This is a genomic window from Mesorhizobium sp. L2C066B000, assembly GCF_000502335.1.
Taxonomy (GTDB): Bacteria; Pseudomonadota; Alphaproteobacteria; order Rhizobiales; family Rhizobiaceae; genus Mesorhizobium.
In genome coordinates this window covers 257,989-270,582 of the sequence record NZ_AYWZ01000002.1, presented here as the reverse complement: position 1 = coordinate 270,582, position 12,594 = coordinate 257,989, and the positions used below count along the sequence as shown (strand labels likewise).

The 12,594-nt window shown below is 63.5% G+C and carries 10 protein-coding genes; 6 read left to right on the top strand and 4 right to left on the bottom strand.

The window, feature by feature from the left end:
* Nucleotide 1: 1 nt before the first annotated feature.
* The 3 genes from X733_RS155870 to X733_RS155880 form a co-directional block, all read right to left on the bottom strand.
* Nucleotides 2–988, bottom strand: a complete 987-nt coding sequence (locus X733_RS155870; protein WP_031193170.1) for an ABC transporter permease — start codon at nucleotides 986–988, stop codon at nucleotides 2–4.
* 17 nt (nucleotides 989–1,005) lie between these two features.
* On the bottom strand, nucleotides 1,006–2,532 hold the full coding sequence (locus X733_RS155875; RefSeq protein WP_023818310.1) for a sugar ABC transporter ATP-binding protein: 1,527 nt from the start codon (nucleotides 2,530–2,532) through the stop codon (nucleotides 1,006–1,008).
* Between the two features lie 70 nt (nucleotides 2,533–2,602).
* Complete coding sequence (locus tag X733_RS155880) at nucleotides 2,603–3,574, bottom strand: substrate-binding domain-containing protein (RefSeq protein ID WP_245274405.1); 972 nt, start codon at nucleotides 3,572–3,574, stop codon at nucleotides 2,603–2,605.
* A gap of 403 nt (nucleotides 3,575–3,977) precedes the next feature.
* Here X733_RS155880 and X733_RS155885 point away from each other — a divergent pair, with 403 nt between their 5' ends.
* Nucleotides 3,978–4,508 carry a hypothetical protein gene (locus tag X733_RS155885; RefSeq protein ID WP_023670503.1) on the top strand — a complete coding sequence of 177 codons (531 nt, stop codon included), beginning with the start codon at nucleotides 3,978–3,980 and terminating at the stop codon, nucleotides 4,506–4,508.
* Nucleotides 4,509–4,525: 17 nt separating this feature from the next.
* Nucleotides 4,526–5,164, top strand: coding sequence for a glycerol-3-phosphate 1-O-acyltransferase PlsY (plsY, locus tag X733_RS0134360; protein ID WP_031193169.1), 639 nt, complete (start codon nucleotides 4,526–4,528; stop codon nucleotides 5,162–5,164).
* Between the two features lie 22 nt (nucleotides 5,165–5,186).
* Here the strand turns inward: plsY and X733_RS155890 are convergent, their stop codons facing one another.
* Entirely contained in the window at nucleotides 5,187–6,443 is a 1,257-nt protein-coding gene (locus tag X733_RS155890; RefSeq protein WP_023726060.1) for a ubiquinone biosynthesis hydroxylase, read from the bottom strand.
* 112 nt (nucleotides 6,444–6,555) lie between these two features.
* On the opposite strand from X733_RS155890, the gene tesB reads away from it, so the two are divergent.
* The 4 genes from tesB to X733_RS155910 all read left to right on the top strand — a co-directional run bounded on the left by tesB (nucleotide 6,556) and on the right by X733_RS155910 (nucleotide 12,467).
* Nucleotides 6,556–7,431 (top strand): acyl-CoA thioesterase II, encoded by an 876-nt coding sequence (tesB, locus tag X733_RS155895; protein ID WP_023687727.1) that lies wholly within the window; start codon nucleotides 6,556–6,558, stop codon nucleotides 7,429–7,431.
* A 218-nt stretch (nucleotides 7,432–7,649) separates the two neighbouring features.
* A complete protein-coding gene (locus X733_RS155900; RefSeq protein WP_023818308.1) occupies nucleotides 7,650–7,988 on the top strand; it encodes a P-II family nitrogen regulator in 339 nt (112 codons plus the stop codon).
* Between the two features lie 31 nt (nucleotides 7,989–8,019).
* Nucleotides 8,020–9,450 (top strand): ammonium transporter, encoded by a 1,431-nt coding sequence (locus X733_RS155905; RefSeq protein ID WP_023818307.1) that lies wholly within the window; start codon nucleotides 8,020–8,022, stop codon nucleotides 9,448–9,450.
* A 347-nt stretch (nucleotides 9,451–9,797) separates the two neighbouring features.
* The gene (locus X733_RS155910) at nucleotides 9,798–12,467 is read left to right on the top strand and encodes a DNA translocase FtsK (RefSeq protein ID WP_023698379.1); all 2,670 of its coding nucleotides are present in this window, start codon (nucleotides 9,798–9,800) and stop codon (nucleotides 12,465–12,467) included.
* The last annotated feature ends 127 nt before the right edge of the window (nucleotides 12,468–12,594 follow it).

Genomic DNA, 12,594 nt, shown 5'->3' with positions numbered 1-12,594 from the left:
CTCAGCCCCGCCGCTTGTTGAAGTAGTAATCGGCGGTGACCGCCGTCAGCAGAATGGACCCGCGGATGATGTCCTGCCAATAGACGGACACGTCGAGCAGAGCGAGCGAGCTTGAAACGACGGAGAGCAGGATGGTGCCAAGGATGGCGCCGAGAATGGTGCCGGAGCCACCAGTGAGGCTGGCGCCGCCGATCACCGCGGCGGCGATGACGTTCAGCTCCATGCCGGCGCCGAAGGTCGGCTGGGCCGAGCCGAAGCGGGCCATGTAGATCACGCCGGCAAAGCCGCACAGCGTCGAGCACAAAGTTGTCGTCAGGAACACGACCTTCTTGGTGCGAATGCCGGAATAGGCGGCCGCCTTCTCATTGCTGCCGGTGTAGAAAACTTTGCGAAACATCGTCGTGCGGCGCAGCATGAAGTCGGAAAGGATGACGAAGACGATGAAGATGATGATGACGACCGGAATGCCGCCAATGGCGCCCTGGCCGATGAATTTGAACTCGGGCGGCAGGGTATAGAGCCCGAGCGGGCGGCCGCCGGTGCCGAGCAGGCAGAGCCCGCGCGCAATCACCATCACGGCCAGAGAGACGATGAAGTGGTGCAATCCCACCCTGGTGACGAAGAAGCCCATAAAGGCGCCGATGCCTGCACAGGCCGCTATTGCAATCAATGATGCCAGCCAGGGGTCGACGCCGCCGAGGAAGAGCAGGCCGGCAATGACCATGGCGAGTGCGGTGACCGAACCGACCGAAAGGTCGATGCCGCCTGAGATCAGAAGGATCGTCATGCCGACGACGACGATGCCTTCGACCGCGAAGGCCATCGCCATCGCCCGCATGTTGTCCCAGGTCAGGAAGTACGGCGATGCGAACGACATAACCGCAAAGAGCACGGCGATGATGAGGATCAGACCGGTCTCGCGCATCCTGATCAGGCCGCCAAGCCTTTCACCGAACCCGATACGGGCCGGCGGCGTCACGCTGTCCATGCTTTCCCCCACGATGCTCATGCGGCGCTCCGTTGCCGGCCGTCATCGGCAAGCGATGCCAGGACCATGATGTTTTCTTCGGTCATTTCCGCGCCGGTGACCTCGCCGGTGATGCGTCCCTCGCGTACGATCAGCACCCGGTCGCAGACACCGATCAGTTCCGGCAGTTCCGACGAGATGACCACGATGCCGACGCCGTCGCGCGCCAGCTTGCGCAGGATCCGGTGGATTTCGGCCTTGGCGCCGACATCGACGCCGCGCGTCGGCTCGTCGAGGAAGATCACTTTCGGGTCGACCGACAGCATCTTGGCGATCGCCACCTTCTGCTGGTTGCCACCCGAGAGCGTCGAAACCGGCTGGCCGACATGGCCGCATTTCAGCGACAGCTGCCTGCCGATGGTTTCCGCCCGCTGCTTCTCGCGGCGGTCGTTGATGAGGCCGAAGCGCGTCGAGATCCGATCCACCGCCAGCGCCGAGATGTTGGCGGCGATCGACATGTCGAGGAACAAGCCGTCGCCCTTGCGGTCCTCGGAGAGGTAGACGATGCCGGCCGCGATGCTGTCGCCATAATGGGCCAGCGACAGCGGCTTGCCATGCAGGCTGACATTGCCGGTCACCTGACCCTCCAGCCGGCAGATACCCCGAACGATCTCGCTGCGACCGGCGCCGATCAGGCCGCCAATGCCGAGGATTTCGCCCTTGCGCAACTGGAAGCTGATGTCGCGGAAGGTGGTTGCTTCCGAGAGCTTGTTAACCTCGAGCAGGATCTCCTCAGCCCGCTCGTCGTCGCGCAGCTTCTCGGGATAGAGGCTGTCGATGACGCGGCCGACCATGGACGCCACCACCTGTTCGGGCGTCGTCGCCGATATGTCGAGCGTGGTGATGTACCGGCCGTCGCGCAGCACCGTGACGCGGTCGCAGTTTTCGAAGATTTCGGCCATGCGGTGCGAGATGTAGATGATGCCGATGCCTTCGCCGGCAAGCTGGTGGATGATCTCGAACAGTTTCTTGGCCTCGCGCTCGGTCAGGGCGGCGGTCGGCTCGTCGAAGATGAGGATGCGGCAATCGAGCGTCAGCGCCTTGGCGATCTCGACCAGCTGCTGCTGGGAGATCGACAGGCTGCGCACCATCGCGGTCGGATCGATGTTGCCAAGCCGCGCCAGGATCGCGGCAGCGCGCTTCTCGAGGTCGCGATAATTCATCAGCAGCGCCTTGCTGGCGTTGGTGATCGACATGAAGATGTTTTCGGCCACCGAGACATCGGGGCAGAGCGCGATCTCCTGATGAACGAAGCCGATGCCGAGCTTTTGCGCCGCCAGCGGCGAGGGGATCGAAACGGAGCGGCCATCGATCTGGATGTCGCCGCTGTCGGGCGGCAGTATGCCGTCGATCACCTTCATCAACGTCGACTTGCCGGCGCCGTTCTCGCCGGCAATGGCGTGGATTTCGGCGGCGCGCAGTTCGAACCCGACATCTCGCAACGCACGGACAGGGCCGAACGATTTGCTGAGGCCGGATATTTTGAGGAGGGCCGGTTTTTCCACTTGTGTGCTCACCTGCTCAGGGAGGGATAAGGCAACCGCGCCGGATGGCGCGATTGCCTGATGGACGCGATTAGCTGGGATCGCGGCCCTGCATGTACTTGTTCAGGTCGAACGAGTCGGCATTCTCCTTGGTGATGACGGCAAAGCCGTTATCGGCGAAGGGGATGCTCATCGGGTTGTGGCCCGACGTCTTGTAGTCGTTGAACGGGTCGATCAGCTCCGGATGCGCCGCCATGAAGGTGGCGACGAAGCCGAGATAACCCTGCATGCCCTGGTTCGGGCTCAGCGCCATGTGGATGTTGCCGGCCTTGATCTGCTCCAGCGTCGCCGGGGTGATGTCGGCGTGCATGATCAGCACCTTGGCCTTGGCTTCGAGAACGGCCGCGACCGCGCCTTCGGCCGAACCGGCTTCCGGAATCCAAAGCGCCTTGAGGTTCGGGTTGGCTTGCAGCATCGAGGCCACCGCCTTGTTGGCGACATTGGCGTCCTGATTGGAGGCCTGGCGTCCGACCAGCTTCATCTTCGGATGGTTCTTGGCGAGATAGTCGATGAAGGCGGTGACGCGCAGATCGTGGTTGCTCTGGCCGGGGTTCTCAAGCACGCCATATTCGGCATCGTCGCCGACCTGCTTGACGATCTCCTCGGCGGCAAACTTGGCTTCCGCCAGATTGTCCGAGGTGATGTAGGAGACGCGCTTGGATTTTGGCGAGTCGGCGGCGAAGGTGACGACGGTGGTGCCGTTCTCGATGGCGCGGTTGATCGGCTCGATGAACGGGTCGGCCTGCATCGGGTGCAGCAGCACGCCGGCCGGCTTCTTGATCAGATCCTGTTCGAAGGAAGCGATCTGCTTGGCGATGTCATAGTCCGGCGTGCCCGAAAACACTGTCTTGCAGCCCATCGCCGCAGCCGCCTGCTTGAAGCCCTGATAGACCGGCACCCAATAGGGATGCGCGGAGACCATGACGTTCATCACGTAGGTCTCATCCGGCTTGCACTGAAACTTGCTCTCTGCCGACGCTGGCATCGCCAAGGTCAACGTCATCACGGCGGCGCTCAGCGCGCCCACCAACCCAATCCTGTTCATTCTCTCCTCCAGGTTCCCCGACGATGAAAGCCTCGTCGCATCAGCTTTGCAAGAAATTTCATAAGATGAAATCTCTGGCGAGATTGAATACGGCGGGATTTATGGCATGTCAATGACGGCGAACGAAATATCAGTATGTGAAATATCTTGCAGGTGGGGTGGGGTGGGATGCGAAGTCGGCGTTATCGCCAAGCGGTTGCATCATTAGGGCCTGTGACGAGCGATCTGAACCCAGGACGTCCGATCTCGGCGTCTGGATGATTAGGGGGCCAGCTCTGTTTTCTCATCAGATACAATTCTTGCGTGTTGAAGCACCGCCGGAGTTCTCCTATCGTCGCCGCAATTTTCGGGGGAATTCGACATGCCTTTCCTGATTGCTATTCTCGGCGTGCTGGGAGCCGGGGCGTTCTGGTGGTATCGCATGAAGGCCATGAACGAAGCCGCGCGCGAGGTCGCCGACGTCGTCGGCCGCGTCCAGGGCAACATAAGGCGCAAGAAGCTGCGCAAGCAGGCGGCGCTGTCGCCGCTGACGGCGATCGACGATCCGGTGGTGGCGGCGGCAACGCTGATCACCGCACTGGCAGCGGAGCACGGCCCGATCCTGCCGAAGCGCGAAACGGTCATCCGCGAGGTGATCTCGCAGATTGCGGACAACCAGAAGAAGACCGATGAAGCCGTCGTCTACGCCAAATGGGCCGCGGCGCAGATCGACGACACGACGATCGTCATCGACAAGCTGGCGCCCTTCCTGCGCGAGCGCCTCGATCCCCACGAGCGCGAAGATCTGCTGCAGATGCTGGATCGTGTTGCCAAGAGCGGCGAGCAGAGTTTCAAGGTCGCCGACCAACGCATGCTGCGACTGCGGCAGAAGCTGGGGTTTGAGGTCAACTGAGAAACAGCCCGGGCCGCATGTCATTCTGGATAGCGAGCGTGGTAGGATCGGCTGCCGCTTACCTTATCGGCTCTACGCCTGCCGGCTACCTGGCGGGGAAACTGCTTAAGGGCATCGATATCCGGGAGCACGGCTCCAAGTCCACCGGTGCGACAAATGTATTGCGCACACTCGGGAAATGGCCAGCATTGGTGGTGCTTCTGGTGGACGTGCTGAAAGGGGCGGCAGCGGTCATCTTTGCCCGTTGGTTTTGTTTCTGGTCTTCCGCAACGCCGCCGTCGGCAATATCTGATATGCCCGTTTGGGCTCCCTGGGTTGTATGCCTGGCCGGACTCGCTGTTTTGCTAGGGCATAGCCGTTCGATCTGGCTGAATTTCACCGGCGGCAAATCGGCTGCGACGAGGTTGGGTGTTTTGTTGGCGATGTCCTGGCCTGTGGGTCTAGGCGCGGCGACGGCATTTGCCGTGGTGTTGGCAGTTTCCCGAATTGTGTCCCTGAGTTCGATGCTGGCGGCGCTCACCGCGATCGCCCTCGTCGGCGGCATGGAACAACCATTGCCCTACCGGTTGCTGGTCATCGCCGGCGGCATCTACGTGATCGTGCGCCACCGCGCCAACATTGCGCGGCTGATGTCAGGAGCCGAGCCGCGTCTATGACAAAGCGGCACTCATTCCCGGCCTAAATCGCCTCACCCTTGAGCAGCCGTGGTGTGCCGTTGGACAACCCCGACGCCTGGCGGATGAAGAACTCCTTCAGCCTGGGCATCCGTTCGACAAGGCCGAGGCCTATGTCGCGGAGCTGGCGCAGCGGGCCGATGTCGTTGGAAAACAGCCGGTTCAGCACATCTGTGGTGACGCCCATCTGCACCGTGTCGAAGCGGCGCCATTGCTGGTAGCGCTCGAGCACGTCGAGCGCGCCGATATCCTGTCCCAAGCGATCGGCCTCGACCACCACTTCAGCAAGGGCCGCCACATCCTTGAAGCCGAGATTGAGGCCCTGGCCGGCGATCGGGTGGATGCCGTGCGCGGCGTCGCCGGCAAGCGCGATGCGCGGGGCGACAAAGGCGCGCGCGATGGTCAGGCCGAGCGGCCAGGCGCGCGGCTTGTCGGTGACGCGGATTTCGCCGAGCTTCAGGCCGAAGCGCAATTCAAGCTCCTGCTCGAAGACGAGGTCGTCGCCCGAGACCAGCTTTTCGGCATCCTCGGAACGTTCGACCCAGACCAGCGACGAACGGTTGGTGCCGTCCTCGGTCGGCTTGAGCGGCAGCGTTGCAAACGGGCCGGCCGGCAGAAAATGCTCTTCGGCGCGGCCATTGTGCGGGCGCTCATGCGCCACCGTGCAGACGATGCCGGACTGGCCATATTCCCATTTCACCGTCTTGATGCCGGCCATGTCGCGCAATTTGGAATTGACGCCGTCGGCGGCGACCAGCAGCCGCGCCTCAATCGCCGCGCCGTCGGCCAGATGCACGGTGATGCCGGCGCCATTGCCGTCGAACGATGCGACCGCGACACCTTCGATGATGTCGATGCCGAGCTTTTGCGCGCGGCGGCGCAAGGCGCTGTTCAGGTCCTTGTTGGCGACCATGTGGGCGAACGGTTCGCCCGGCGCGACCTCGCCATCGAAGGTGAGAAACACCGGACGCACCGGATCGGCGGTGCGCGAATCGGTGACGATCATCTCGGTGATCGCCTGCGATTGCCCGACGATTTCCTGCCAGACGCCGAGCTGGTCGAGCATGCGGCAGGCGGCGGCGGCGATCGCCGAGGCGCGGCGGTCCTTCTGCCAGACGCCGGCGGGGGCAGCATCAACGACCGCCACGGCGAGGCCCGGCCGCGCCTGTTTCAGCGACACGGCGGCGGCGAGGCCGACATAGCCGGCGCCAGCGACCAGCACGTCGAGCGGGGTTTTTGCGTCCGGGTTGCGGTTCGCCATGTCAATTCCTTTCGAAGTCTCGACCATCCCCGCCCACTGGGGCATTCCGGCCTTGACTGCCCGCCATTCCTGTCGGAAACCGCCATAGCATCTTACGGCGAGGTCACGAAGCATGACGGCGGCCATGGACGAGCTTCTCAGCATTCTCGACCTCGAGCAGCTGGAACACAATCTGTACCGTGGTCGCAGCCCCAAGCTCGACTGGCAGCGCGTTTTCGGCGGCCAGACCATCGCCCAGGCGCTGGTCGCCGCGCAGCGCACGGTCGAGCCCGAGCGCCACGTGCATTCGCTGCACGGCTATTTCATGCGGCCCGGCGACACCAAGGTGCCGATCGTCTACGAGGTCGACCGCATCCGCGATGGCGGCTCCTTCACCACGCGGCGCGTGGTGGCGATCCAGCACGGCCAGGCGATCTTTTCGCTGGAAGCCTCGTTCCAGCAGGACGAGGTTGGCCTTGAGCATCAGCTGCCGATGCCGCGCGACGTGCCGCCGCCCGACAGCCTGTTGTCGCAGCGCGAATTGCTGGGCAAGTTCGGCGAGGCGGTGCCGGACGGCATCAAGCGCTACTGGGAGCGTGACCGGCCGATCGAGATGAAGCCGGTGATGCTGAAGCATTACACCAGCCGCGAAAAGCTGGAGCCGCAGCAGAACATCTGGATCCGCACCACCGGGCCGGTGCCGGCCGACCGCGGCATCCAGGCGGCGGTGCTTGCCTACCTCTCCGACATGACGCTGCTCGACACGTCGACCTTTGCGCACGGCCGCGCCATTTTCGACCGCGACATCCAGGCGGCGAGCCTCGACCATGCGATGTGGTTCCATCGCAGCCATCCGCTCGATGACTGGATCCTGTACACGCAGGACAGCCCGTCGACGCAGGGGTCGCGCGGCTTCACCCGCGGCTCGCTGTTTGCCCGCGACGGCACGCTGATCGCCTCGGTTGCCCAGGAAGGCCTGATCCGGCTGAAGCGGCCGCCTGCGGAATAGGCATTTTCGAAAAATTGCCCACTTTTTAATCAGTGACTGTCCGTTGACAGTGCGCACCGTGGCGCCGGGACTCGAGCGATCCGTTTATTTACAATGAGTTAACACCCTGCTTCGGCAACTGGCACGGAGCTTGAATCCTGTTGGGCACTCTCCGGGCTTTTTGGGATCGGTGAAGGTGTGCAAACGCGGGGGACCGCAACAGCAAAGGGTGAGACCTTATGAAAATCGTGATGGCAATCATCAAGCCGTTCAAGCTCGACGAGGTGCGCGAAGCACTCACCACCGTCGGCATCCAGGGCCTGACCGTCACCGAAGTCAAAGGCTACGGGCGTCAGAAGGGACACACGGAAATCTATCGCGGGGCGGAATACGCGGTCAGTTTCCTGCCGAAGATCAAGATCGAAGTCGCGGTCAGCACAGACCTGGTCGACAAGGCCGTCGAAGCCATCACGGCGGCGGCCAAGACCGGCCAGATCGGCGACGGCAAGATCTTCGTCTTCGGCATCGATCAGGCGGTGCGCATCCGTACCGGCGAAACAGACACCGACGCACTTTGAGCGGCGAACACGTATTCCAATGGAGAGTTCAATGAATATACCTTCCACCTTGAAGTCAGTGGCGCGCTCCGCGCTGCTGGGCTCCTTAGCGCTCGGAGCATTGGGCACGGTTGCTGCCTTCGCGCAGGAGGCGGCTCCCGCCGTCGCGGCGGCAGCGCCAGCAGCGCCGGCTTTTACCGTCGACAAGGGCGACACCACGTGGATGATGATTTCCACCGTGCTGGTGCTGTTGATGACCATTCCCGGCCTTGCGCTTTTCTACGGCGGCCTGGTTCGTACCAAGAACATGCTGTCGGTGCTGATGCAGGTCTTCACCATCACCAGCGTGGTCATGATCATCTGGGTCTTCTACGGCTACAGCCTCGCCTTCACCCCGGGCAACGCCTTCGTCGGCGGCCTTTCGAAGATGTTTCTCTCCGGCGTCAACGTATCGACGCTTTCGGAAACCTTCAGCAAGGGCGTCGCCATTCCTGAACTGGTGTTCGTCGTCTTCCAGATGACCTTCGCCTGCATCACGCCCGCCCTGATCGTCGGCGCATTCGCCGAACGCGTCAAATTCTCCGCCTTGATCCTTTTCGTTATCCTATGGGTGACGTTAATCTACTTCCCGATCGCGCACATGGTCTGGTTCTGGGGCGGCCCGAGCGCCTATGCCGACCCGTCCGGCCTGATCTTCAGCTTCGGCGCCATCGACTTCGCCGGCGGCACGGTCGTTCACATCAATGCGGGCATTGCCGGTCTCGTCGGCGCGCTGATGATCGGCAAGCGCATCGGCTACAAGAAGGACATCATGGCGCCGCACTCGATGACGCTGACCATGGTCGGCGCTTCATTGCTGTGGGTCGGCTGGTTCGGCTTCAACGCCGGTTCGAACCTCGAAGCGAACGCCTATGCGGTGCTGGCGATGATCAACACCTTCGTCGCCACGGCGGCGGCGGCAGTGGCCTGGATCGTGCTTGAATCGCTGCTGCGCGGCAAAGCCTCCATGCTCGGCGGTGTTTCGGGCGCGGTCACCGGCCTCGTCGCGATTACGCCGGCTGCAGGTTTTGCCGGCCCGATGGGCGCTATCGTGCTTGGCATCGTCGCCACCTTCGTCTGCTACTTCTTCGTCTCGGTGGTGAAGAACACGTTCGACTATGATGACAGCCTCGATGTCTTCGGCGTCCACTGCGTCGGTGGCATCATCGGTGCGCTCGGCACTGGCATTCTGGTCAATCCCGCCCTCGGCGGCGCCGGCATCGTCGACTATTCGACGGCCGACTTCGCCGCCGGCTATGCCGGCACGGCCACGCAGCTCCTGGCACAGGGCAAAGGCGTCCTGGTAACCCTGCTGTGGTCGGGCATCGGCAGCGCAATCCTCTACAAGGTCGTCGACTTGATCATCGGTCTGCGTCCGACAGCCGACGCCGAGCGCGAAGGCCTCGACCTGACTTCGCATGGCGAAGCGGCCTACCACTCGTAAGCACCGCGGGGCGGCTTCGGCCGCCCCGCATTCTCCCATCCCGTCGTGACGCTCCCGAAAGGAGTTCACGCTTTGAGGCCCGGGTCATTCCGGGCCTCTCTTTTTGGCAACCGTGCTGGCAGGTCTCGGTCCCTGCGCAATCACGTTCTAGTGATGGCCGCCAGCGGGGAGACGTCGACCGGATTGGTTCCGGACTGTTGAGACTGCCTACAGTGGAGTGAGCAAGATCGTGGCTCCGGCTGCCGTATAGTTAATGCGGCCTTAACCTTCCCCCCGATAGTCTGACATCCGAATCTGCCGGAGTGCGTCATGCGCCCGGCCAGTCCATGACAGACGGGGAACGAAGCATGCGTTCAGGGGCTTCAGCACCGCTCGCGCTGACCGATACGGGGCACGGCATCCAGGCATTCGCGCGGCGCCAGGTCGGGCGGCTGGTCGGCGCCGGCCTGTTTGCGCTGGTCGCCTTTGGCGTCGCGGCGCTGGCGACCTGGAACGTCGCCGATCCCAGCTTCTCGCACGCCACCGACAACATCGTCACCAACGCCATGGGTTATGCGGGCGCGGTATTCTCCGACCTCGCCATGCAGTTCTTCGGCCTTGCCGCGGTCGCCGCCCTGGTGCCGGCGGTGATCTGGGGCTTTCTCCTGTTTTCGGCGCGCGGCGTCGACAGGCTGCCGAAGCGCGGCCTTGCCTGGTTCGGCTTCGCGCTGCTCGCGGCGGCGATGGCCGGCTGCGTGGTGCCGCCCAAGACGTGGCCGTTGCCGACCGGCCTCGGCGGGGTGTTCGGCGACATGGTGCTCAATATTCCGGGCGTGGTCATTGGCGGCTACCCGACCGGCATCGTTGCCAGCATCATTGCCATGGTGCTCATTGCGCCGGCGCTGTGGCTGTTTGCCTATGGCTCGGCGCTGATTGCGCGCAAGAACGGCTTTGCCGTCATGGAGCGCACCGCGGAGCCCGATCCCCGAGAGGACGACCTGCTCTTCGACGAAGACGAGGACGAGGGCGACGAGGGGATACTGGCGCTCGGCGCCGTTACCCACTGGTGGCTGTCTTTCCGCGCCTGGATGCATCGCCGGGCTGTGCGCCGCCAGCAGGAGCGCGACGAGTTCGAGCCGGAGATGGAGCAGCGCTCCACCGCATGGCGCCGCGCCGCCGAACGGGTCGAATCGGCGGAATTCGCCGAAGCGCGGATGAGCCCGGATGGCCGCGCCCGCGTCGAGCCGGAGTTCTTCGCCGCCATGGTCAATGACCGCAGCGTTTCCGTCGATCCGGACGATGACGACGTCCTCGATGCCGGTTTCGACAATGGCGACGAGGAGGTCGAACTCGACGACGAGCCGGTCCAGCGCCGTGCCGCGACGAACGCCAAGGTGCAGAACTTCCGCTCCGATGCAGCGACCCGCGTCGCCGCACCTGCGCCGCGTCCCGCTCCGGGCGCGCGCGTCCAGCGCGAGGCGCAGACCTCGCTGATTGGCTCGGAAACATTCGAAATGCCGTCGCTGCATTTCCTGTCGGAGCCGAAGAACGTGGTGCGCGACGCCAGCCTGTCCAAGGACGCGCTGGAGCAGAATGCGCGCCTGCTCGAAGGCGTTCTGGAGGATTTCGGCGTCAAGGGCGAGATCATCGCGGTGCGGCCCGGCCCCGTCGTCACGCTCTATGAGCTGGAGCCGGCGCCCGGCATCAAATCGTCGCGCGTCATCGGCCTGTCCGACGACATCGCCCGCTCGATGAGCGCGATTGCCTGCCGCGTCGCCGTGGTGCCCGGCCGCAACGCCATCGGCATCGAATTGCCGAATGCCAAGCGCGAGACCGTCTATCTCCGGGAGATCCTGGCCAGCCGCGATTTCGAGACGACCAAGTCCAAGCTGGCGCTGGCGCTGGGCAAGACCATCAATGGTGAGGCGGTGATCGTCGACATCGCCAAGATGCCGCATGTGCTGGTCGCCGGCACCACCGGCTCCGGCAAGTCCGTCGCCATCAACACCATGATCCTGTCGCTGCTCTACAAGCTGACGCCGCAGGACTGCCGGCTGATCATGATCGACCCGAAGATGCTCGAACTCTCCGTCTATGACGGCATCCCGCACCTGCTGACCCCGGTGGTCACCGACCCGAAGAAGGCCGTGGTGGCGTTGAAGTGGACGGTGCGCGAGATGGAGGACCGCTACCGCAAGATGTCCAAGGTCGGCGTGCGCAACATCGACGGCTTCAACGCGCGCGTGCAGTTGGCTGAAAAGAAGGGCGAAAAAATCTCGCGCACCGTGCAGACCGGCTTCGACCGCCAGACCGGCGAGGCGATCTACGAGACCGAGAACCTCGATCTCGAGCCGATGCCCTACATCGTCGTCATCATCGACGAGATGGCCGATTTGATGATGGTCGCCGGCAAGGACATCGAAGGCGCGGTGCAGCGCCTGGCACAGATGGCGCGCGCGGCCGGCATCCATGTCATCATGGCGACGCAGCGTCCGTCGGTCGACGTCATCACCGGCACCATCAAGGCCAATTTCCCGACCCGTATCTCCTTTCAGGTGACGTCGAAGATCGACAGCCGCACCATTCTGGGCGAGCAGGGCGCCGAGCAGCTGCTCGGCATGGGCGACATGCTGTACATGGCCGGCGGCGGCCGCATCCAGCGCGTGCACGGCCCGTTCGTCGCCGACGACGAGGTCGAGAAGATCGTCGCCCATCTGAAGCTGCAGGGCGTGCCCGAATATCTCGACGCCATCACCGAGGATGACGGCGAGGACGATGACGAGCCGTCGGGCAAGGGCGGCGCTGGTGGTGGCGGCAACAGCAATTTCGAGGATTCCGACGATCCCTACGACCAGGCGGTCTCGGTCGTGCTGCGCGACGGCAAGGCGTCGACCAGCTATATCCAGCGCCGGCTCGGCATCGGCTACAACCGCGCCGCCTCGATCATCGAGAAGATGGAGAAGGAAGGCATTGTCGGCCCGGCCAACCATGCCGGCAAACGCGAAATCCTGGTGCCGACCGAGGACGACAAGTTCTGATCAGCCGATACGGCCCGGCGGCAACCTTGAACCTTTTGGCGCGTTACAGCGACTGAGCGCTGTCCGGCCCGCCAAACTTAAGTCTAACTGGGGGTCCACGGACTGCAACGAGACACACACCACACGA

What these genes read in the sequence shown, in the direction of transcription:
- tesB (WP_023687727.1), top strand. Translation starts at nt 6,556, where the DNA reads ATGACGGCGGCCATGGACGAGCTTCTCAGCATTCTCGACCTCGAGCAG.
- X733_RS155890 (WP_023726060.1), bottom strand. Translation starts at nt 6,443, where the DNA reads ATGGCGAACCGCAACCCGGACGCAAAAACCCCGCTCGACGTGCTGGTC.
- X733_RS155900 (WP_023818308.1), top strand. Translation starts at nt 7,650, where the DNA reads ATGAAAATCGTGATGGCAATCATCAAGCCGTTCAAGCTCGACGAGGTG.
- X733_RS155910 (WP_023698379.1), top strand. Translation starts at nt 9,798, where the DNA reads ATGCGTTCAGGGGCTTCAGCACCGCTCGCGCTGACCGATACGGGGCAC.
- X733_RS155880 (WP_245274405.1), bottom strand. Translation starts at nt 3,574, where the DNA reads ATGACGTTGACCTTGGCGATGCCAGCGTCGGCAGAGAGCAAGTTTCAG.
- X733_RS155885 (WP_023670503.1), top strand. Translation starts at nt 3,978, where the DNA reads ATGCCTTTCCTGATTGCTATTCTCGGCGTGCTGGGAGCCGGGGCGTTC.
- plsY (WP_031193169.1), top strand. Translation starts at nt 4,526, where the DNA reads ATGTCATTCTGGATAGCGAGCGTGGTAGGATCGGCTGCCGCTTACCTT.
- X733_RS155870 (WP_031193170.1), bottom strand. Translation starts at nt 988, where the DNA reads ATGGACAGCGTGACGCCGCCGGCCCGTATCGGGTTCGGTGAAAGGCTT.
- X733_RS155905 (WP_023818307.1), top strand. Translation starts at nt 8,020, where the DNA reads ATGAATATACCTTCCACCTTGAAGTCAGTGGCGCGCTCCGCGCTGCTG.